Below are 21976 nucleotides of genomic sequence, written 5' to 3'. Positions count from 1 at the left end.
TTGCCTGATGACCATAGCGAGTCGGTCCCACCCCTTCCCATCCCGAACAGGACCGTGAAACGACTCTACGCCGATGATAGTGCGGATTCCCGTGTGAAAGTAGGTAATCGTCAGGCTCCCTAAGCCAAGAACCCCCGCCCGAAAGGCGGGGGTTTTTGCATTGGCGCGACGGAAATGCGCGAGTGATCGGAATCTGTGGCCTGGCTACAACCGGGCGCAGAATGCGTCGAGCGATCGGTAGCTCTGCGCTCCCGACGCCTTCCCCATTACACTCCATGCCCCTTGGAACCTCTTCCACAACCGCCGCCGGCACGATTCTCCCGAGTGCGGCATGGTGAGTCATACCGCTTCCTTCCGCCTCACGAGTCAGATCGTGATCCGCAAGATCGGAAAGAACCTGCCCGGGACGACGCTCGATTCCTTTTCGCCGATTTTTTCAGCCCCGATCGTCAGATAGAACGGAACCGCATTGGGATCGGCTTCGATCACAAAGCTCCTGATCCCTCTCGAAGCGCTTTCCTTGCGGACCGCTTCCCACAGCGCACGGGCGACACCCCGGCCCATGTGGTCGGGATGGACGAATAGCCATCCAGGTGTCGGGCGATCGGATTCCGACGACGCCCTGACCCAGAACCCGATGATTGCCTCCGCGGATTCCGCGACGTAACCGATCGACCCATCGATCGTCTCCGGTGCAATCGTGAGATCGCCCTGCCACAAGTCGAGCCAGTCCTTCGGATAGCCCCAGTGTGCCTTCGAAATGCGAGCCAGACGCGTGAGTTCGCCCGCGTCCGCGGTACGGGCAGCACGTACGGTAAATGGTTTGTGCATTTCGTCTCCTGTCATGGTCGACACCTTCGTCGAGGTATCGTCTGGCTCGCATCGACTCAAACAACTCCGGATTCGCAGCTTGCCGACTCGAAGGGAGGCGAGCTCGACGCGACTACATGACCTGCGATGCATGCCCGGCGACGATGCGCCAGCTGGCGCCCGATCGACGCCACAGCCGAGTATAGGCAAACACGCCGTCGAATGCCGTGCCGTCGAAATGGCCGGCGAGCGTCGCCTTCGTTGTGGTCAGGATCATCTCGCCGATCGCGCAGGCGCGCGTTTCTTGCACCTCGAGCTTGTCGAGACGCAGCAGATTTTCGCGATGCGCGGCCAGGTCGTCTTCCTTCGAGATGATCTGGCCGGTCGGAACGGTGAACACCAGGTCGTCGTCCAGCAACGCTTCGAGTGCTCCGACATCGTTGGCCAGCATCGCGGCGCGAAGCGCGGCTTCGCTGGGTTCGATGACTGTACGGATTGCATCCATTTCCGGGCCTCGTATCGTCTCTGAAGGTTTGTGGTTCCGCTCATATCGACCAGCCACGACAGCAGGCAACGTACCGCACCGACGGATACCGCTTACCGCGTGGCCGACAACGATTGACGCCGGACCAGCATCACCACGCAGATGCCGATCGACGCAACGACGTTGACGGCCGGATAGAATGCGACCGCGATACCCCACGTGCTCAATGCCAGCAGTGCCAATGCGTACTTGAGCACGCACAGCGCGAAATACGCGAGGCTCTCGCTCCACGGATCGCGGATCGTCTTGCGGACGGTGGGACCGAGGCCGGCAAGCTCGATCAGCGTCACCAGACAGACCGAGATCGTCGGATCGTCAGTCAGTATCCAAAGCGGAATGGCCGACAGGGCCGCGACCAGGAAAAACCAGTCGACGCGCGTCCAGCCGCGTTCGCCGCGAAACACGCTGGCGACCAGCGTCAGAAAGCATGTCACCGCAATCGCCGCCGTGCACCACGCGGACGGCCCGGCACCCGCGACGAACTGGCCGGCAGCCGCGATCGCCGTGACGACCGACCACACGAGCCATGTGAACAGATGCGGACGAACGGTGCGCCGGTAGATCGCGAGCGCGTACGGGATTGCCGCCAGCAACGACACGGCCGTTCCGACGACGCCGAAGATCGAAGCGGCACCCTGATCGACATTCCCCATCGAACGCATCCTTGTTCGCACCGTCCGACCAGTATGTGGTCGGACGGGCCGCGGCGCAATGTCGTGCCGGCCAGGCGTCGCATCGGGTGTCACGTTGCATCGCACCGGAAAGCCGATGAGGTCGCACGCAAACAAACGGCACCGGGATCGTGCCGTGGCAGGAAAACCCACTGCACGCGCGCAGGATGAATAGAAATAACCTCTTCAATGAGAAGAAAAACTGTTCTTTCAAATCGCTTTTTGATGATCGACAGTTTGTCCACCGGACGACTGCGGCGATTCACGGCGGTCATGGGCATCGGTTGCGCCCGCCGGCGTCTTTCGTCGGGTCGAGTTCAGGCGGAGAACAACGCACAAACGCCTGGTCGTCAAAACGGAGTCTTGAATGAACCCAACTTCAGCAGAAAACCATCAGCACGCGGACTGGAGACGTCTCGCGGCGCAAGTCGAGCCGAGAACGCTCGCGCATATCGGTGGCCGCAGCGTGCCGGCCCGAAGCGGCCGGACGTTCGCCGCAATCAATCCGGCTACCGAGGCCGTCATCGCGGAAGTTGCGTCGTGCGATACCGCGGACGTCGACGATGCGGTGCGTGCCGCGCGTCACGCGTTCGAATCCGGCGTCTGGTCGCGCTGCGCACCGGCGGAGCGCAAGCGTGTGCTCTGCCGGCTCGGCGAGCTCATCGCATCGCACGGTGCGGAGCTCGCACTGCTCGACTCGCTCAACATGGGCAAGCGCGTGGCGGACGCGTTCAGCATCGACGTGCCGGCCGCAGGAGGGCTGTTCAGCTGGTACGGCGAAGCCGTCGACAAGTTGCACGGCGAAGTTGCGTCGACCGATCCCGGCAACCTCGCGGTCGTCACGCGCGAACCGCTCGGCGTCGTCGGTGCGGTGGTGCCGTGGAATTTCCCGCTCGACATGGTCGCGTGGAAAGTGGCGCCGGCGCTGGCGGCCGGCAACAGCGTCGTGCTGAAGCCGGCGGAACAATCGCCGCTGTCCGCATTGCGTCTCGCCGAGCTGGCGCTCGAGGCCGGCCTGCCGCCGGGTGTGCTGAACGTCGTGTCGGGCTATGGCGAAACCGCGGGGCGGGCGCTCGGGCTGCATCCCGACGTCGACGTGCTCGCATTCACGGGCTCGACGGCCGTCGGCAAGAAATTCCTCGAGTACGCCGCACAGTCGAACATGAAGCAGGTGTGGCTCGAGTGCGGCGGCAAGAGCCCGAACCTGGTCTTCGACGATACGGACGATCTCGATCTTGCCGCACGCAAGGCCTGCTTCGGCATCTTCTTCAACCAGGGTGAGGTGTGTTCCGCGAACTCGCGGCTGCTGGTTCAGCGTTCGATTCACGATGCGTTCGTCGACCGCCTGATTGCGCATGCCGCCGCGTTCATGCCGGGCGATCCGCTCGATCCGGCGAGCGGCATGGGGGCCATCGTCGACGAGCCGCAGCATTGGCGCGTGCGCGAGTGGATCGCACGCGGCCGCGACAGCGCGACGCTCGCGATCGGCGGAGGCGCGCCGCGTGTCGACGGCAAGGGCTACTTCATCGAGCCGACGATCTTCATCGACGTGAAGCCTGACGACGCCATCGCGCGCGAGGAGATCTTCGGGCCGGTGTTGTCGGTGATGGCATTCGACACCGAGGACGAGGCCATCCGGCTCGCGAACGACTCGATCTATGGCCTTGCCGCGTCGGTCTGGACCGGCAGCCTGTCACGCGCACACCGTGTGTCGGGCCGGCTGCGCGCCGGCACGGTGTCCGTCAACACGGTCGATGCGTTGAGCGCGCAGACGCCGTTCGGCGGGTTCCGCCAGTCCGGCTTCGGCCGCGATCTTTCGCTGCATGCGATCGACAAGTACACGGGCCTCAAGACGACCTGGATCAGTTACTGATTCGACGCGGCGGGCCGCAAGCGGCCGCGCCGTGCAGCACGACAACGCCTTTATCCACACAACGAACCGGAGACTCGCCCATGAATGCGCCCAACTTTCCGCATCGTACGACGCAGGACTATCAACGCAGCGACGCCGCGCATCATCTGCATGCGTTCGTCGACCAGAAGGCGCTGAACGAGGAAGGCGCGCGCGTGATGGTACGCGGCGAAGGTGTCCATCTATGGGACAACGACGGCAACCGCTACCTGGACGGCATGTCCGGGCTCTGGTGCACCAACGTCGGCTATGGTCGGCCGGAGCTGATCGCCGCCGCCGCGCGGCAGATGAAGGAACTGTCCTACTACAACATGTTCTTTCACACCACGCACCCCTCGGTGATCGAACTGTCGGAACGTCTGTTCGCGCTGCTCGGCAATCGCTTCAGTCACGTGGTGTATACCAATTCGGGTTCCGAATCGAATGAGGTGCTGATTCGCACCGTGCGGCGGTTCTGGGACGTGATGGGCAAGCCCGCGAAGAAGGTGCTGATCGGCCGCGTGAACGGCTATCACGGGTCGACGGTGGGCAGCGCGTCGCTGGGCGGCATGGCATTCATGCACGAAATGGGCGACCTGCCGATTCCGAACATCGCGCACGTGGACGAACCGTACTGGTATGCGAATGGCGGCGACCTGAGCCCCGAGGCATTCGGCAAACAGGCGGCGCTGTCGCTCGAGCGCAAGATTCTCGAGATCGGCGCGGACCGTGTCGCCGCGTTCGTCGCTGAGCCGTTCCAGGGGGCGGGCGGGATGATCTTTCCGCCGGACGGCTACTGGCAGGAGATCGAGCGCATCTGCCGTCAATACGACGTGCTGCTCTGCGCGGACGAAGTGATCGGCGGCTTCGGCCGTACCGGCGAGTGGTTCGCGCACCGTCACTTCGGTTTCGAACCTGACCTGATCTGCGTGGCCAAGGGGCTGACCTCGGGCTACGTGCCGATGGGCGGGCTGATCATGAGCCGGCGCGTGGGCGATGCGCTGGTCGACAAGGGCGGCGTCTATGCGCACGGGCTGACCTATTCGGGGCACCCGGTCGCGGCCGCCGTCGCGCTGGCCAACCTCGACGTGCTCGAGCGCGAAGGCCTCGTCGAACGGACGAAGACCGACACGGGGCCGTATCTGCAGAAGGCGCTGCGCGAGGCGTTCGACGGCCATCCGCTCGTCGGCGAGATCCAGGGCGCGGGCGCGGTCGGCGCGATCCAGTTCGCGAAGAACAAGGCGACGCGCGAGCGCTTTGCGAACGAGGCGGACCTGACCTGGCACAGCCGGACGGTCGGGTTCGAACTCGGTGCGATCGTGCGTTCGACGAATGGCCGCCTGATCGTTGCGCCGCCGCTGGTGATCGATCACGCGCAAATCGATGAACTGGTCGACACGATGCGCAAGGCCGTGGATGCCACCGCGCGGGAAGTGCTCGGCATCGACTGCTGACCGTCGAGCGACGCGCTTCCGTCCGGCAACAGACGGGCGGAAGCGCCCTGAACCACGGGTTCCGCTCCGGAGGCGGGCCGGATTCGCTCATCTACAGGAGCGGCTGGCCGACGCGTTGAGAATGGAGTGCCGCAGGCGGCAGTCATGTAAAGCGATGCGCTATCGACTGCCTATTGATCAGGAATGCAAATAAGAAGAATGAGTTCGTCGCAGAACCCGCGCTTCACGTGCACCTGGCATTCAGGACCACCCTCCAGCCGCCGAACCCGCGAACACCACAACATAAACAAGGAGACGAAATGAGTCAGGGCGAGTCCATTGCTCATCTCGAGGAAAGCACCATCCAGCCGATTCCGCTGACCGAGCGCCATGGCAGCGCGAAGGACCTGTTCACGATCTGGTTCGGATCGAACATCATGATGCTGACGATCGTCACCGGATCGCTCGCGACCACGGTGTTCAAGCAGCCGTTCTGGTGGGCGGCGCTCGCCACGCTCGTCGGCAGCCTGATCGGCGCGGTCTTCATGGCGCTGCATTCCGCGCAGGGGCCGCAGCTTGGCGTGCCGCAGATGATCCAGACCCGCGGGCAGTTCGGGTCGTTCGGCGCGCTGCTGGTGGTCGCGCTGGTCGTCGTGATGTACGTCGGCTTCTTCGCATCGAACTGCGTGTTCGGCGGGCAGGCGCTGCACAGCCTGGACGCCGGTATTCCGCTCGATGCGGGCGTCGTGACGATCGGCCTGATCAGCCTGCTCGGGTCGATCTATGGCTACAAGCTGATCCACGCGTATGCGCGGCTGCTGAGCTGGTGCTCGGGCAGCGTACTCGTGCTGGCGTTCGTCTGGATCATTTTCGTGCATGGATTGCCCGCCGATACCTTCTCGAAGCATTCGCTGAACCTGTCCGGCTTCCTGGGCGCGATGTCGGTCGCCGCGCTGTGGCAGATCGCTTATGCGCCTTACGTGTCGGACTATTCACGCTATCTGCCGCCCGATACCGGGCCGCGCACGGCGTTCTGGTCGAGTTACTGGGGCTGCGTGCTCGGCTCGTTCTTCCCGATGCTGCTCGGCTGCCTGGTGGGCCTTTCGACGCCCGACGGCAATGTCGTGGGCGGCCTCACGGGCCTCACGCAAGGGATCAGCGTACTCGTGATCGTCGTGCTGTCGTTCGGCATCGCGGCCAGCAATGCGATGGAGCTGTATTGCGGCGCGCTGTCGGCCATCACGGTGCTGCAGACGCTCTTTCCGTCGTGGTCGGGCAAGGCGCGTGCGCGGGCGATCACCGCGATCGTCCTGTGCGCGATTGCGCTCGCGATCGCGTTGTTCGGGCAGGACAATTTCCTCGCCGGCTACACGAACTTCATCCTGCTGCTGCTGTACGTGCTCGTGCCGTGGACCGCGATCAACCTCGTCGACTACTACCTCGTCTGTCACGGCGAGTACGACGTCGATTCGTTCTTCCGGCAGGACGGCGGCATCTACGGACGCTTCAACACGATCGCCGTCGGCTCGTATTTCATTGGCATCGTCGCGCAGGCGCCGTTCATGGCGACCGATCTCTATACCGGCGAACTGGCGAGCCGGCTCGGCGGTGCGGACGTGTCGTGGATCGTCGGCTTGTCGCTGACGTCGCTCGTCTACTACGCAGGCTGCAAACTGTTCTCGCGGCCGCTGCGGGATATCGCCGTGCGCGTCGACGGCGTTTCCCGCTGAGTGAGCGTCACGTCACGGCCTGAATGTCCGCAGGCGCTCGGCGTGGGCTTCGAGCCCGTCGAGGCCGAGATGGTGGTGGAGCTTGCCGGCGCGGACCCGGGCGATGTCGGTCTCGAGTTCGTGCAGCAGCGTCGCGATCGCCGAACGGCAGGCAGACGCCGCATCGACGCCTTGAGCCGACAGTGCGGCGCCGATCAGGCGCGCGCTGTCGGTGTCGCCGGCGGCGACGCAGCGCGCCATCGCGTCGGCATCCGGCTGCACGCCGGCGTCGAGCAGCGCGCGAATCAGTGCGGGCGGCACCATGCCGGACACGGACTCCAGCGAATCCGGCGCGACCGGTGCGCCGGATTCGAGCAATGCGCTCGCGGCAGCAAATTTCTGTCGCCGCAGCGCATAGTCGGCCGGGTTCGAACTGCCGGCGAGTGCCACGCCGAGATTCGCGATGAGCGGTACCAGTTGCACGGTGAGCGCTGCGTCGTCGTGGTCGATCGCATGTCGCAACGCGTGGCGCGCGAGCGCCGGTTGGGCGGCGAGCGTGCCGTCGGCGAGCGGTGTGCGCCAGTCGATCACGGCCCGGCGATAGAACGCGATCACTTTGTCTCCCAGCGATGCCGACAGGCCATGCTCGGCCTGGCGTTCGCCGATATAGTCGAGCAACGTCGCGCCGGTGCCGCTTTCGTCGCCGGGTTCCAGCGGGTCCGCATTGAGCCGCAGGGCGCCGAATGCCGCGTACAGGTCCGGCGCGACCGTCGCGAGGCCGTCCTCGTGCATCGCGCCGCGCCACGCGGGCGGCAGCCCCTGTTTCCACGCGAGCACGTGGCCGCGATCCTTCGCATCGGGGTCCGTCACGATGTAGATGCGGTCGCAGTACTCGAATCCGCCGAACGGCAACACGTCGAGCCTGCCGCTCCACGGGCGTGAATGCTCGTCGGCGGCTTCCTCGGCCAGTTCGAGTTCGTGGTCGATCCAGCCTTCCAGGTCGCGGTAGCCGTTGCTGCCGTTGTAGAACAGCTCCCCCCAGCTGATGGCTTCGATGTGCCCGTTCATCTCCAGCGTCAGGTCGTAGTCGAGGCTGCCGCCGGCCGTCGTGCGCCACAGCTCGAGCAGTGCGGGTGGAAGGTCGCCGTGACAGCGGGCCTGCACGGCCGCGATCTGGTCGGCCGGCATCGGCGGCTGAGCGTCGAAGATCACGCGGTCGGCAAACAGCACGATGCCGTGCGCGCGCAGTTCAGCCAGTTCAGTGTCGGAAAAGTCGGTGGCTTGCATCGGAGCGGGAGCGGTAGTGGTGAGTCGTGTCTTCGCCGTCGCTTGCCGACAACCTTCGACAACGAACGGCAGCCGGCAGGTCGCATCGTATCAGCGTCGAGTGAGCGTTTCCATGTCGGCCCAGCACGCCTGTCGACGACCGCCCGCCGCGTCATCCGCTCGCACTTCCCGGTTCCGCCTCGGCCGCATGCACGTCCCGACGGAACGCGCCGGGGCTCGTGCCCGTCCATTTCCGGAACGCGCGATGAAACGCGCTCGGCTCGGTGAAGCCGAGCTCGACTGCGATCTCCGCGACGCTGAGCGTGTGCCCGCGCAGCAGCGACTGGGCGAGCGCGCCGCGCAACTCGTCCTTGATTGCCGCGAAGCTTTGCCCTTCGCTGCGCAGACGCCGCCGCAGCGTCGCGGGCGTCGTGCCGACGCGCACGGCCAGCGTATCGAAGTCGGGCCACTCGGCGGCCGGCAGCAACTTCAGCTGCGCGCGCGTTTTCGCGACCCAGCCCGTATCGTGCCGGTAGCGCACGAGCAGGTTGCCGGGCGCGCCGCGCAGGAAGGTCTTCAGCGCCTGCTCGGAGCGGATCGTCGGCAGCGCGAGGTAGGCGGCGTTGAATGCGAGCCGGCTGTCGGGCCGGTCGAAATGCACGGGCACGCCGAAGAACTGGTGATAGTCGCTGCGCTGGTCGGGGCTCGGGCACGCGAAGTCGATGCGTTGCAGCGGGATGCGCCGGCCGATCAGCCAGCATGCGACGCCCAGGAGGATCAGCCAGAACGTCCGGTACGCGAACGCCGGGTAGGGCGCGCCCGTCTGCGTCAGCACGATCTGCGCCTGCCCGTCGGCCACGACGAGCTCGCCGTGCGGCTCGTCCAGCACCACGCGCAGGAACTGCAGCGCGCGCCGCAGCGCCTTGTCGAGCGTGCCGGCGTGCAGCACCGCGTGGCACAGCAGCGTGAAGCTGCCGTGCCGCATCGGGCGCGCGGCGAGCCCGAAGAATTCGTCGTCGAGGGTGCCGGCGATCGCGAGCCACAGCCTGCCGTACTGCTGCGGCGTGACGGGCTCGCGCACGGCGGCCGGCAGGCCGGCGGCGCGCAGCACGGGTGCCGTCGCGATGCGTTGCCGGCGCAGGCACGCGAGCGCGTCGTCGACGAAATCCGGCGAAATCATCTGCGGCCCCATTTTCCTGTCTCCTCCCGACATGGCAAAAGCGATCACGATTCTAGATTCCGTTTGTCATTGATTGCAATGTGGGGGCTGTCTACTATCGAGCTATCCCCGTCGCGCCCCTGGCTCGCCGGGGGCCATAACGCACAGGAGACACGCATGCCTGATGGAGCTACCGCCCGGGCGGTGCCGGCCTACGCCGACGCCGTGGCCCGATTCAGTATCGAGACCGCCGCGCAGCAATTGCACGGCGACCTGGAGCGCGGCCTGAACGCGTGCGTGGAATGCTGCGACCGGCACGCCTCCGCGGACGCGATCGCGCTCGACTGGATCGACGCCGGCGGCCAGCACCGCCGCTACACGTTTGCGCAGATGAAGGCGCTGTCGGCACGCGTCGCGAACCTGCTGGTCGCGCAGGGCGTGAAGCCGGGCGACGTGGTGGCGGGCCTGTTGCCGCGCACGCCCGAACTCGTCGCGACGATCCTCGGCACGTGGCGCGCGGGCGCCGTCTACCAGCCGTTGTTCACCGCGTTCGGCCCGAAGGCGATCGAGCACCGGCTGCGCATGAGCGACGCGCGCCTGGTCGTGACCAACGTCGCGAATCGCGCGAAGCTCGACGAGATCGCCGCTTGCCCGACCGTTGCGACGGTGCGCGAGCCGGGCGAGACGCTGCCGGAAAACGACATCGATTTCCGTGCGGCGCTCGATGCGCAGTCCGACTCGTTCGAACCGGTGCTGCGCAAGGGGGCCGACCTGTTCATGATGATGTCGACGTCGGGCACGACGGGTTTGCCGAAGGGCGTGCCGGTGCCGCTGCGCGCGCTGCTCGCGTTCGGCGCGTACATGCGCGAAGCGGTCGACCTGCGTGCGGGCGACCGGTTCTGGAACATCGCCGATCCGGGCTGGGCATACGGACTCTATTACGCGATCACGGGCCCGCTGATGCTCGGCCACGCGACGACGCTCTATGAGGGCAGCTTCACGGTCGACAGCACGTACGACGTGATCGAACGGCTCGGGATCACGAGCCTCGCCGGCTCGCCGACTGCGTTCCGGATGCTGATGGCGGCCGGGACGGAAGCGGCGGCGCGGCTGAAGGGCAAGCTGCGCGTGGTCAGCAGCGCGGGCGAGCCGCTGAATCCGGAAGTCGTGCGCTGGTTCGACGCGGCGCTCGGCGCGCCGATCTACGATCACTACGGCCAGACTGAACTCGGGATGGTCGTGAACAACCACCACGGCCTTGCGCATGCCGTCCACGCCGGTTCGGCCGGCTTCGCGATGCCCGGCTACCGCGTCGCGGTGCTCGACGAAGCGAGCCGCGAACTCGGCCCCGGCGAGCCCGGCAACCTCGCGATCGACATCGCGCGCTCGCCGCTGCTGTGGTTCCACGGCTACTGGCAACAGGACACGCCGGCGATCGCGGGCGGCTATTACCGGACCGGCGACAACGTCGAGCTCGAGCCGGACGGCACCGTGAGCTTCATCGGCCGCGCGGACGACGTGATCACGTCGTCCGGCTACCGGATCGGCCCGTTCGACGTGGAAAGCGCGCTGATCGAGCATCCGGCCGTGAGCGAGGCCGCCGTCATCGGCGTGCCCGATGCGGAGCGCACGGAGATCGTCAAGGCGTTCGTCGTGCTGTCGAACGACTTCGACGGCACGCCGGCACTGGCCGAGGAACTGAGCCAGCACGTGAAGCGGCGGCTGTCCGCTCACGCCTATCCCCGCGCGATCGACTTCGTCGATGCGCTGCCCAAAACCCCGAGCGGCAAGATCCAGCGCTTCGTGTTGCGCAAGATGGAAGCCGACAAGGCCGCTCAACCCTGAACACACACTGTACGGATTGCGAATGGATATCAAGGATCGCGTTTTTCTGATCACGGGCGCCGGGTCGGGCCTCGGCGCCGCGGTGGCGCGCATGGTGGTCGCGGAAGGCGGCAAGGCCGTGCTGCTGGACGTCAACGAAGAGTCCGGTGCGGGCCTCGCGCACGCGCTCGGCGAGGCTGCACGCTTCGTGAAGACCGACGTGACGAGCGAAGCCGACGGCCAGGCGGCCGTCGCCGCCGCGCGTGACGCGTTCGGCCGCATCGACGCACTCGTCAACTGCGCGGGCGTCGCGCCGGGCGAGAAGGTGGTGGGCCGCGATGGTCCGCATTCGCTCGACCGCTTCGCGCGCGCGGTGTCGATCAATCTGGTCGGAACGTTCAACATGATCCGGCTGGCCGCCGAAGCGATGTCGAAGCAGGACGCCAATGCGGAAGGCGAGCGCGGCGTGATCGTCAACACCGCATCGGTCGCGGCGTTCGACGGGCAGATCGGGCAGGCCGCGTATGCGGCATCGAAGAGCGGTGTCGTGGGCATGACGCTGCCGATCGCGCGCGAGCTCGCGCGGTTCGGCATTCGCGTGGTGACGGTCGCGCCGGGCATTTTCGCGACGCCGATGATGGCCGGCATGCCGCAGGACGTGCAGGACGCGCTCGGCAAGAGCGTGCCGTTCCCGCCGCGGCTCGGCCGCCCGGAAGAATTTGCGGCGCTGGTGCGCCACATCGCCGAAAACACGATGCTGAACGGCGAAGTCATCCGTCTCGATGGCGCGTTGCGCATGGCACCGCGCTGACACTGGAGGAAGCGAATCATGACGACTCAGGATCCGATCGTAATCGTTGGCACGGCGCGTACGCCGATGGGTGGTTTTCAGGGCGACCTGGCGGCAGCCAGCGCGAGCGATCTCGGCGCGGTGGCGATTCGCGCGGCGCTCGAGCGCGCGAACGTGCCGGCCGAGCGTATCGATGAAATCGTGTTCGGCTGCGTGCTGCCGGCGGGCCAGGGCCAGGCGCCGGCCCGGCAGGCCGCGCTGAAGGCCGGACTGCCGCTCGGGGCAGGCGCGACCACGGTCAACAAGATGTGCGGCTCGGGGATGAAGGCTGCGATGTTCGCGCACGACCTGTTGCTGGCGGGCTCGGCGGGGGGCGCCGTCGCGGGCGGGATGGAGAGCATGACGAACGCGCCGTACCTGCTGCCGAAGGCGCGCGCGGGGATGAGGATGGGTCACGGGCAGGTGCTCGACCACATGTTCCTCGACGGGCTCGAGGACGCGTACGAGAAGGGCCGCCTGATGGGCACGTTCGCGGAGGATTGTGCGCAGGCGTACCAGTTCACGCGCGACGCACAGGATGCGTTCGCGATCGCGTCGCTGACGCGCGCGCAACGCGCGATCGCCGAAGGGCATTTCGTGTCGGAGATCGCGCCGGTGACCGTGAAGGCCGGCAAGTCCGAAACCGTCGTGTCGATCGACGAACAGCCGGGCAAGGCGAAACTCGACAAGATCCCGACGCTGAAGCCGGCCTTCCGCGACGGCGGCACGGTGACGGCTGCCAATGCGTCGTCGATCTCGGACGGCGCGGCCGCGCTCGTGATGATGCGCCGCTCGGAAGCCGAGCGCCTGGGCCTCACGCCGAAGGCCGTGATCGTCGGGCATTCGACCTACGCGGACAAACCGGGCCTGTTCGCGACCGCGCCGATCGGCGCACTGCGCAAGCTGTCGGAGAAAACCGGCTGGAACCTGCGCGACGTCGACCTGTTCGAGATCAACGAAGCGTTCGCGGTGGTACCGATGGCCGCGATGCGCGATCTCGACCTGCCGCACGAGAAGGTCAACGTGCACGGCGGCGCGTGCGCGCTCGGCCATCCGATCGGTGCGTCGGGTGCGCGCGTGATGGTGACGCTGCTGGCCGCGCTCGAGACGTATGGCCTGAAGCGCGGCATCGCATCGCTGTGCATCGGCGGCGGCGAGGCGACGGCGATCGCGATCGAGCGCGTTGCTTGACGCTTAGCACGCACGTAACGACGCACACGCGCGATACGGCACGCTGACCGTATCGCGCTACGGGCGAAGGGCATCGCGCAGGCCTCTCTGCGCGTTGACCTTCGCCCGCTTCGTTTTCAGCGAATGGCGATTCGCGTTGCCCTACGCCTTCGCGTGCGGCGATACCGCCCCGCATGCACGAATCACGAGCTGCACGACCTGCTCGGTCTGCTCGTCGAACGCCTTCTGCGTGAACGCACGCTTGCCGCTCAGCGCGCGGATCTGCGCATCGAAATCCGCGTAGTGCTGCGTGGTTGCCCAGATCAGGTACATCAGCGCGTGCGCGTCGATCGGCGCGAGCAGCCCGCGCGCGATCCAGCCGTCGATCACCTTCACGCGCGTGTCGAACCACGGTTTCACGCGTTGCGACAGGATGTCCTGCATGTGCTCCGCGCCATGGATGATCTCGTTGGCCCAGACCTTCGAGCCGAGCGGGCGCCGTCGCGACAGATCCATCTTCGCGCGCACGTAGCCGCCGATCGCTTCCACTGGATCGTCGCCGGCCTCGAACGTGCCGGCCGCGCGATGCCAGTCCTCGAACAGGTCGTCGAGCACGCGGCGGTACAGCGCGAGCTTCGTCGGGAAGTAGTAATGCAGGTTGGCTTTCGGCAAGCCCGCGCGCTCCGCGATCATCGCGGTGCTCGCGCCGTCGAGCCCGCGCTCCGCGAATACGGCCTCCGCACACGCGAGCAGATGCGCTTCGTTGGACTCGCGGATGTGTGCCTTGCGTCGCCGCAAAGGCGCGGACGTTTCGTCGCTGTCGGTCGCTTCGGCTGCCGCCTTGTCATGTCTCATCGTTACCCTCGCGCGGCGGGCATGCCGCGTTGGGCTTCATTCTAGCCGCTGATCCGCGTCGAACGCACGCATGCGGAAACGGCGCATCCGCAGCGATGCTGCGTTGCGATGGCACGTTTCTCGCTCTATCGATCCACGAAAGAAAGACATTGCTTTGGTCATTTTGATCGTCTAAAACCTGTCCAATCGGACAGGATTCGACGAGCAGCGGAAGGCAGTTCCGGCGATTCGTCGGACGAACTTCGCGCACGACCGGGACATGCACCGCGCATGGGCGGGATTGCCCCGAAACAGGTATTGCACGCACCGGCACAGACCGGGCTGACGACATCACCGACCCCACAGGAGCGATACGAATGAACGCGGTATCGGAAACAGTGAAGCGGGCAGCTTTCGACACGTCGATCAAGGTCGACGGCAAGCGGTTGTGGGACAGCCTGATGGAAGTCGCGAAGATCGGCGCGACGCCGAAGGGCGGCGTGTGCCGCCTCGCGCTGACCGATCTCGACAAGGCCGGCCGCGACCTGATCGTCGGCTGGGCGAAGGCCGCCGGCTGCACGGTGACGGTCGATACGATGGGCAACGTGTTCATGCGCCGTGCAGGCCGCGTGGCCGATGCGGCGCCGGTCGTTACCGGCTCGCACGCGGATTCTCAGCCGACGGGCGGCCGCTTCGACGGCATCTACGGCGTGCTCGGCGGCCTCGAGGTGATTCGCAGTCTCAACGATCACGGCATCGAGACCGAGCATCCGGTCGAGGTCGTGATCTGGACCAACGAGGAAGGCTCGCGCTTCGCGCCCGCGATGGTCGCATCCGGCGTATTCGCGGGCGTCTTCCCGCTCGAATACGGGCTGTCGCGCAAGGACGTGGACGGCAAGACGATCGGCGAGGAACTGGCGCGCATCGGCTACGCGGGCGACGTGCCGTGCGGCGGGCGCAAGCTGCACGCGGCGTTCGAACTGCATATCGAGCAGGGGCCGATACTCGAAGCGGAGTGCAAGACGATCGGCGTCGTGACCGACGCGCAGGGGCAGCGCTGGTACGAGATCACGTTCACCGGCCAGGAAGCGCATGCCGGGCCGACGCCGATGCCCCGCCGGCGCGATGCGCTGCTCGGTGCGTCGCGCGTGGTCGATCTGGTCAACCGGATCGGCCTCGATCATGCGCCGTTCGGCTGCGCGACGGTCGGCATGATGCAGGTCTACCCGAACTCGCGCAACGTGATTCCCGGACGCGTGTTCTTCACCGTCGATTTCCGTCATCCGGACGACGCGGTGCTCGCGAAGATGGATGCTGCATTGCGCGACGGTGTGGCGCGCATCGCGGCCGACATCGGGCTCGAGACCCAGCTCGAGCAGATTTTCTATTACAAGCCGGTCGCGTTCGACTCCGCATGCGTGGAAGCGGTGCGCGGTGCGGCCGACCGCTTCGGCTACTCGCATCGCGACATCGTATCGGGAGCGGGGCACGATGCGTGTTATCTCGCCCAGGTCGCGCCGACGTCGATGGTGTTCGTGCCGTGTGTCGACGGGATCAGCCACAACGAGATCGAGGACGCGACGCCCGCATGGATCGAGGCCGGCGCGAACGTGCTGCTGCACGCGATGTTGTCGCGCGCATGCGAGCCGGCTTCATGACGCAAGGACCGTAGCAGCCGGCAGGCTGCGTACCGCCTGACCGTAGCATTCCTGATAATGATGACCGCCCCGACTGTGCGTTCGCAGCCGGCGGGGACGGCTTTGTCTCCACCCAGTCGAAGGAACGCGTATGACCACCAAGCCAACCGGCGATATCGCCGCGCATCGCCTGTCGTCCACGCAACTCTCGTGCGAATTCGCCGATATCGCGCCGCTGCTCGATCCGACCGCGGCCGCGGCCGCCGCCAGCCGCTGCCATTACTGCTACGACGCACCGTGCGTGCAGGCCTGCCCGACGCAGATCGACATCCCGAGCTTCATTCGCAAGATCGGCAACGGCAACCTGAAGGGCGCCGCGACCGACATCCTGTCGGCGAATCCGCTCGGCGGGATGTGCGCACGCGTGTGCCCGACCGAGATCCTGTGCGAAGGCGCATGCGTGCGCAACCACCAGGATGCGCAGCCCGTTGCGATCGGCGCGCTGCAGCGGCATGCGACCGACTGGGCGATGGCGACCGGCGCGGTGCGCTTCACGCGCGCGCCCGACACGGGCCGCCACGTCGCGGTGGTCGGCGCGGGGCCGGCCGGGCTCGCGTGTGCGCACCGGCTCGCGCTCGCCGGGCATCGCGTCACGTTGTTCGACGCACGCCCGAAGGCCGGCGGTCTCAACGAGTACGGGATCGCCGCGTACAAGACCGTCGACGATTTCGCGCAACGTGAAGTCGAGTGGCTGCTGTCGGTGGGCGGCATCACGCTGCAGACCGGCGTCGCGCTTGGCCGCGACATCACGCTGGACGCGCTGCGCGAGCAGCACGACGCGGTGTTTCTCGCGATGGGCCTCGCCGGCGTGCGCGCGCTCGCGATTGACGGCGAACAACTGGACGGCGTGATGAACGCAGTCGACTTCATCGAGCAGGTACGGCAGGCCGACGCGCTGGAGAACGTGCCGGTCGGGCGGCGCGTGGTCGTGATCGGCGGCGGCAATACGGCCATCGATGCGGCGGTGCAAAGCCGCAAGCTCGGCGCCGGTCGCGTGACGATGGTGTACCGGCGTGGCGTGGACGCGATGAGCGCGACGTGGGCCGAGCGCGAATTCGCGCAGAAGAGCGGCGTCACGCTCGTCACGCACGCGAAACCCGTGCGCATGGCGGGCGTGAACGGGCAGGTGACGGGTGTCGAGTTCGAGGCGGCATCGGGCGAGCGTTTCACCGTCGACGCGGACATGGTGCTGAAGGCGATCGGCCAGACGCTGGTGCCGGACGATGGCGCAGCCGCGCTGCTGACCGCGGACGCCACGCGTATCGCGGTGGATGCGGACGGGCGCACCGCATGGCCCGACGTGTGGGCCGGCGGCGACTGCGCGGCGACGGGCGGCATCGACCTCACGGTGCAGGCCGTGCAGGACGGCAAGCGCGCGGCCGCGTCGATCGACGCGGCGCTCGCGCAACGCGACGCGAAGGCCGCGTGAGCGCACCGCGCGCGTCACATACCACCACGAGCACAACGAACACGACCCCACTCTCACGGAGCCGAACATGGCCGACCTTCGCTGCACCATCGCAGGCATCACTTCGCCGAATCCCTTCTGGCTGGCGTCCGCGCCGCCGACCGACAAGGCCTACAACGTGAACCGCGCGTTCGAGGCGGGCTGGGGCGGTGTCGTGTGGAAGACGCTCGGGCTCGATCCGCACGTCGTCAACGTCAGTTCGCGCTACGGCGCCGTGCAGTGGAACGGCCAGCGCATCGCGGGGCTGAACAACATCGAGCTGATCACCGACCGTCCGCTTGACGTGAACCTGAGAGAGATCGCGCAGGTGAAGCGCGACTGGCCGGAACGCGCGCTGATCGTGTCGCTGATGGTGCCGTGCAACGAGCGGGACTGGAAATGGATCTTGCCGCTTGTCGAGGATACGGGCGCCGACGCGGTCGAGCTGAACTTCGGCTGTCCGCACGGGATGAGCGAGCGCGGGATGGGTGCGGCGGTCGGGCAGGTGCCCGAATACGTGGAGATGGTCACGCGCTGGGTGAAGGAAGGCACGAAGCTGCCGTGCCTCGTGAAACTCACGCCGAACATCAGCGATATCCGGATGGGGTCGCGCGCCGCGTACAAGGGCGGCGCGGACGGCGTGTCGCTGATCAACACGATCAACTCGATCGTCGCGGTCGATCTCGACCACATGGCGCCGATGCCGACCGTGGACGGCAAGGGCACGCACGGCGGCTATTGCGGCCCGGCGGTCAAGCCGATCGCGTTGAACATGGTCGCGGAGATTGCGCGCGACCCGGAAACGCCGAACCTGCCGATCTCCGGCATCGGCGGCATCTCGTCGTGGCGCGACGCCGCCGAGTTCATGGTGCTCGGCGCCGGCAGCGTGCAGGTGTGCACCGCGGCGATGCATTATGGATTCCGGATCGTGTCGGACCTCGCCGACGGCCTGTCGAACTGGATGGACGAGAAGGGTTACGCGACGCTCGACGATATCCGCGGCCGCGCGGTGCCGAACGTGACTGACTGGAAATACCTGAACCTGAAGTACGACATCAAGGCGCGCATCGACCAGGATCGCTGCATCCAGTGCGGGCTGTGCCATATCGCGTGCGAGGACACGTCGCACCAGGCGATCACGGCGACGAAGGACGGCGTGCGTCACTTCGAAGTGGTGGACTCGGAATGCGTCGGGTGCAATCTTTGCATGCATGTGTGTCCGGTCGAGCAATGCATCACGATGGAGCGCGTCGATTCGGGCGACTACGCGAACTGGACCACGCATCCGAACAATCCGGCGAGCGCGGACGCGGGGGCGAGTGCAGGTGCGGCGGCGGCACCCGAGAAGCACGCGAAGAAGGCTGCCTGACCGGCGTCCGGCGGCGCGGGAGAGCCCCGCACCGCCGCTTTTCGTTCCACCCGGGCCGGCACGCATGGTGCCGGCGCTGACGTTTTCGCGGAGTACGTTCGATGAATCACGCAGCGAATCCCGCCGATCCCGATGGCGCCGCGGCGCAGGGCGGCAGCCTGTACAACGACGACCTCGCGCCGACGACGCCGGCGCAGCGCACGTGGAAGTGGTATCACTTCGCGGCGCTCTGGGTCGGGATGGTGATGAACATTGCGTCGTACATGCTTGCGGCGGGGCTGATCCAGGAAGGCATGTCGCCGTGGCAGGCCGTGGCGACCGTGTTGCTCGGCAACCTGATCGTGCTCGTGCCGATGCTGCTGATCGGTCATGCGGGCGCGAAGCACGGGATTCCATACGCGGTGCTCGTGCGCGCGTCGTTCGGCACGCAGGGCGCGAAGCTGCCGGCGCTGTTGCGCGCGATCGTCGCATGCGGCTGGTACGGGATCCAGACCTGGCTCGGCGGCAGTGCGATCTATACGCTGCTGAACATCCTGACCGGCAACGCGCTGCACGGCGCCGCGCTGCCGGTCATCGGCATCGGGTTCGGGCAGCTCGCGTGCTTTCTCGTGTTCTGGGCGCTGCAGCTCTACTTCATCTGGCACGGCACCGATTCGATCCGATGGCTCGAGAGCTGGTCCGCGCCGATCAAGGTCGTGATGTGCGTGGCGCTCGTGTGGTGGGCGACGTCGAAGGCGGGCGGCTTCGGCACGATGCTGTCGGCGCCGTCGCAGTTCGCGGCGGGCGGCAAGAAGGCCGGGCTGTTCTGGGCGACCTTCTGGCCGGGCCTGACCGCGATGGTCGGCTTCTGGGCGACGCTCGCGCTGAACATCCCCGATTTCACGCGCTTCGCGCATTCGCAGCGCGACCAGGTGATCGGCCAGTCGATCGGGCTGCCGTTGCCGATGGCGCTGCTGTCGGTGGTGTCGGTCGTCGTGACGTCTGCGACCGTCGTGATCTACGGCAACGCGATCTGGGATCCGATCGACCTGACGAGCCGGATGACGGGCATCGGCGTGGGCATCGCGCTCGTGATCCTCACGCTCGACACGATGTGCTGCAACCTCGCCGCGAATCTCGTCGGCCCGGCCTACGATTTCTCGAGCCTGTGGCCGAAGGCGATCTCGTACCGCACCGGCGGGATGATCACCGCGACCATCGCGATCGTGATGATGCCGTGGAAGATCCTCGCGACGACGGACGGCTACATCTTCACCTGGCTCGTCGGCTATTCGGCGCTGCTCGGGCCCGTGGCGGGGATCATGATGGTCGACTACTTCCTGATTCGCGGCACGCGGCTCGACACACGCGCGCTGTTCGACGAACGCGGCGGCTTCAGCTACGCGCGCGGCTGGAACCCGGCCGCGCTGGCCGCGCTCGCGGTCGGCGTGCTGCCGAACCTGCCCGGCTTCCTGCACACGGCATTTCCGGCGTCGTTCCCGAACGTGCCGGCGTTCTTCAACACGCTTTACACGTACGCGTGGTTCGTCGGCCTCGTGCTGGCGTCCTGCGTGTACGGCACCTGGATGAAGTGGCGCGCCGGACAGCGCGCGCAGATCGCGAGCGCATGACACGCGCGATGCGCTTGATGCGTGCGATGCGGCACCCGACAGTCAACGAGGAGGCAACCCCATGGCAATCCTGATTCGCGGCGGCACCGTGGTCGATGCGGACCGCTCCTATCGCGCCGACGTTCTGTGCGCGGACCCTGAAGACGGCGGCACGATCCTCCAGATCGCCGAGCAGATCGACGCGCCGGCCGGCGCGAGCGTCGTCGACGCGCACGACCAGTACGTGATGCCGGGCGGCATCGATCCGCATACGCATATGGAACTGCCGTTCATGGGCACGACCGCGAGCGACGATTTCTACTCGGGCACGGCCGCCGGGCTCGCCGGCGGCACGACGAGCATCATCGACTTCGTGATCCCGAGCCCGAAGCAGCCGCTGATGGACGCGTTCCGCGAATGGCGCGGCTGGGCCGAGAAGGCGGCGGCCGACTATGGCTTCCACGTGGCCGTGACGTGGTGGGACGAGAGCGTGCATCGCGACATGGGTACGCTCGTGCGCGAGCACGGCGTGTCGAGTTTCAAGCACTTCATGGCGTACAAGAACGCGATCATGGCCGACGACGAGGTGCTCGTGAACAGCTTCTCGCGTTCGCTCGAACTCGGCGCGCTGCCGACCGTGCACGCCGAGAACGGCGAGCTCGTGTTCCAGCTGCAGAAGGCGCTGCTCGCGCGCGGGATGACGGGGCCGGAGGCGCATCCGCTGTCGCGGCCGCCGGAGGTCGAGGGCGAGGCCGCGAACCGCGCGATCCGCATCGCGCAGGTGCTCGGCGTGCCCGTGTACATCGTGCACGTCTCCGCGAAGGACGCGGTCGACGCGATCACGCGCGCGCGCAGCGAAGGGCTGCGCGTTTTCGGCGAGGTGCTGCCGGGGCACTTGGTGATCGACGAGGCCGTTTATCGCGATCCGGACTGGACGCGCGCGGCCGCGCACGTGATGAGCCCGCCGTTCCGCTCGGCCGAGCATCGCGAGGCGCTGTGGCGCGGGCTGCAGGCGGGGCAACTGCATACGACGGCGACCGACCACTGCGTGTTCTGCGCGTCGCAGAAGGCGATGGGTCGCGATGATTTCACGAAGATCCCGAACGGCTGCGGCGGGGTCGAGGATCGCATGTCGGTGCTGTGGCATCACGGCGTGAATCACGGCCGCATCACGCCGAACGAGTTCGTGCGGATCACGTCGACGAACGCCGCGCAGATCTTCAACCTGTATCCGCGCAAGGGCGCCGTGCAGATGGGCGCCGATGCCGACCTCGTCGTGTGGGACCCTGCCGCGACGAAGACGATCTCGGTGAAGACCCATCACCAGCAGGTCGACTTCAACGTGTTCGAGGGGATGACGGTGCAGGGCGTCGCGACGCATACGCTCACGCGCGGCGCGCTCGCATGGGCCGACGGCGAATTGCGCGCGGTGCGCGGCGCGGGCCGCTACCTGAAGCGCCCGCCGGCCGCCGGCTACTACGAGGCCGCGCGGATCGCGAACCGGCTGCGCGAACCGCATCCGGTCGAGCGCGCCGGCTGAACGGTGCGTAACGTGCGGGGCGTGTCGGGTCGAGCGGCACGCCCCGCATGCTTCCTCTTGCCTTCCCGTGCATGCCGGCACCGCTTCTGCCTGCTGCTCACCATCCCGCCAATTCTCTCAGTATTTGGGACGGATCGTAGCGTGATCCCATCTTGTCGATCTCCAGGTATGTAGAAGAACTGAGCAAGTTGACG

The 21976-nt window shown here is 66.8% G+C and carries 18 protein-coding genes and 1 rRNA gene; 12 read left to right on the top strand and 7 right to left on the bottom strand.

Features of this window, described 5'->3' with window-relative positions; all coding sequences use genetic code 11:
- The first annotated feature begins 3 nt into the window (after positions 1-3).
- Positions 4-116, top strand: a 5S ribosomal RNA gene (gene rrf / locus E9536_RS28270).
- A 250-nt stretch (positions 117-366) separates the two neighbouring features.
- Here rrf and E9536_RS28265 read toward each other — a convergent pair.
- The 4 genes from E9536_RS28265 to E9536_RS28250 all read right to left on the bottom strand — a co-directional run bounded on the left by E9536_RS28265 (position 367) and on the right by E9536_RS28250 (position 2300).
- A complete protein-coding gene (locus tag E9536_RS28265) occupies positions 367-846 on the bottom strand; it encodes a GNAT family N-acetyltransferase (protein ID WP_060349207.1) in 480 nt (159 codons plus the stop codon).
- Between the two features lie 97 nt (positions 847-943).
- Positions 944-1315 carry a nuclear transport factor 2 family protein gene (locus E9536_RS28260; protein ID WP_136471463.1) on the bottom strand — a complete coding sequence of 124 codons (372 nt, stop codon included), beginning with the start codon at positions 1313-1315 and terminating at the stop codon, positions 944-946.
- A gap of 92 nt (positions 1316-1407) precedes the next feature.
- On the bottom strand, positions 1408-2007 hold the full coding sequence (locus E9536_RS28255; RefSeq protein ID WP_136471461.1) for a hypothetical protein: 600 nt from the start codon (positions 2005-2007) through the stop codon (positions 1408-1410).
- 89 nt (positions 2008-2096) lie between these two features.
- Positions 2097-2300 (bottom strand): hypothetical protein, encoded by a 204-nt coding sequence (locus E9536_RS28250; RefSeq protein ID WP_124533637.1) that lies wholly within the window; start codon positions 2298-2300, stop codon positions 2097-2099.
- Positions 2301-2392: 92 nt separating this feature from the next.
- Between E9536_RS28250 and E9536_RS28245 the strand changes: the two genes are divergently transcribed.
- The 3 genes from E9536_RS28245 (at position 2393) to E9536_RS28235 (ending at position 7079) form a co-directional block, all read left to right on the top strand.
- Positions 2393-3898: an aldehyde dehydrogenase gene (locus tag E9536_RS28245; protein ID WP_124672593.1), complete on the top strand. Its 1506-nt coding sequence runs from the start codon at positions 2393-2395 to the stop codon at positions 3896-3898.
- 80 nt (positions 3899-3978) lie between these two features.
- Positions 3979-5370, top strand: coding sequence for an aspartate aminotransferase family protein (locus E9536_RS28240; RefSeq protein WP_136471459.1), 1392 nt, complete (start codon positions 3979-3981; stop codon positions 5368-5370).
- A gap of 299 nt (positions 5371-5669) precedes the next feature.
- Positions 5670-7079, top strand: coding sequence for a cytosine permease (locus E9536_RS28235; RefSeq protein WP_136471457.1), 1410 nt, complete (start codon positions 5670-5672; stop codon positions 7077-7079).
- Between the two features lie 12 nt (positions 7080-7091).
- Here the strand turns inward: E9536_RS28235 and E9536_RS28230 are convergent, their stop codons facing one another.
- A complete protein-coding gene (locus tag E9536_RS28230) occupies positions 7092-8345 on the bottom strand; it encodes an SMI1/KNR4 family protein (protein ID WP_136471455.1) in 1254 nt (417 codons plus the stop codon).
- Positions 8346-8496: 151 nt separating this feature from the next.
- A complete protein-coding gene (locus E9536_RS28225; protein WP_136471453.1) occupies positions 8497-9516 on the bottom strand; it encodes an AraC family transcriptional regulator in 1020 nt (339 codons plus the stop codon).
- Positions 9517-9660: 144 nt separating this feature from the next.
- Between E9536_RS28225 and E9536_RS28215 the strand changes: the two genes are divergently transcribed.
- The 3 genes from E9536_RS28215 to E9536_RS28205 are packed head-to-tail and all read left to right on the top strand — an operon-like array spanning position 9661 to position 13327.
- Complete coding sequence (locus tag E9536_RS28215; RefSeq protein WP_136471451.1) at positions 9661-11328, top strand: acyl-CoA synthetase; 1668 nt, start codon at positions 9661-9663, stop codon at positions 11326-11328.
- A gap of 22 nt (positions 11329-11350) precedes the next feature.
- On the top strand, positions 11351-12118 hold the full coding sequence (locus E9536_RS28210) for a 3-hydroxyacyl-CoA dehydrogenase (protein ID WP_136471449.1): 768 nt from the start codon (positions 11351-11353) through the stop codon (positions 12116-12118).
- A gap of 18 nt (positions 12119-12136) precedes the next feature.
- Complete coding sequence (locus E9536_RS28205) at positions 12137-13327, top strand: acetyl-CoA C-acyltransferase (RefSeq protein WP_136471447.1); 1191 nt, start codon at positions 12137-12139, stop codon at positions 13325-13327.
- 141 nt (positions 13328-13468) lie between these two features.
- On the opposite strand, the gene E9536_RS28200 is transcribed toward E9536_RS28205, so the two are convergent.
- Positions 13469-14161 carry a TetR/AcrR family transcriptional regulator gene (locus tag E9536_RS28200; RefSeq protein ID WP_136471445.1) on the bottom strand — a complete coding sequence of 231 codons (693 nt, stop codon included), beginning with the start codon at positions 14159-14161 and terminating at the stop codon, positions 13469-13471.
- A gap of 356 nt (positions 14162-14517) precedes the next feature.
- On the opposite strand from E9536_RS28200, the gene E9536_RS28195 reads away from it, so the two are divergent.
- The 5 genes from E9536_RS28195 (at position 14518) to hydA (ending at position 21782) form a co-directional block, all read left to right on the top strand.
- A complete protein-coding gene (locus tag E9536_RS28195; protein WP_021156778.1) occupies positions 14518-15798 on the top strand; it encodes a Zn-dependent hydrolase in 1281 nt (426 codons plus the stop codon).
- Positions 15799-15928: 130 nt separating this feature from the next.
- Positions 15929-17266, top strand: coding sequence for an NAD(P)-dependent oxidoreductase (locus E9536_RS28190; protein WP_136471443.1), 1338 nt, complete (start codon positions 15929-15931; stop codon positions 17264-17266).
- A gap of 67 nt (positions 17267-17333) precedes the next feature.
- Positions 17334-18653 carry an NAD-dependent dihydropyrimidine dehydrogenase subunit PreA gene (gene preA / locus E9536_RS28185; RefSeq protein WP_021156780.1) on the top strand — a complete coding sequence of 440 codons (1320 nt, stop codon included), beginning with the start codon at positions 17334-17336 and terminating at the stop codon, positions 18651-18653.
- Positions 18654-18754: 101 nt separating this feature from the next.
- The gene (locus E9536_RS28180; RefSeq protein ID WP_136471441.1) at positions 18755-20263 is read left to right on the top strand and encodes an NCS1 family nucleobase:cation symporter-1; all 1509 of its coding nucleotides are present in this window, start codon (positions 18755-18757) and stop codon (positions 20261-20263) included.
- A 61-nt stretch (positions 20264-20324) separates the two neighbouring features.
- On the top strand, positions 20325-21782 hold the full coding sequence (gene hydA / locus E9536_RS28175; RefSeq protein ID WP_136471439.1) for a dihydropyrimidinase: 1458 nt from the start codon (positions 20325-20327) through the stop codon (positions 21780-21782).
- Positions 21783-21976: the final 194 nt, after the last annotated feature.

It is taken from the genome of Burkholderia sp. LS-044 (assembly GCF_004803625.1).
GTDB lineage: Bacteria > Pseudomonadota > Gammaproteobacteria > Burkholderiales > Burkholderiaceae > Burkholderia > Burkholderia cepacia.
The sequence above is the reverse complement of the archived record's forward strand: the minus strand, read 5'-3'. Positions and strand labels throughout refer to the sequence as shown.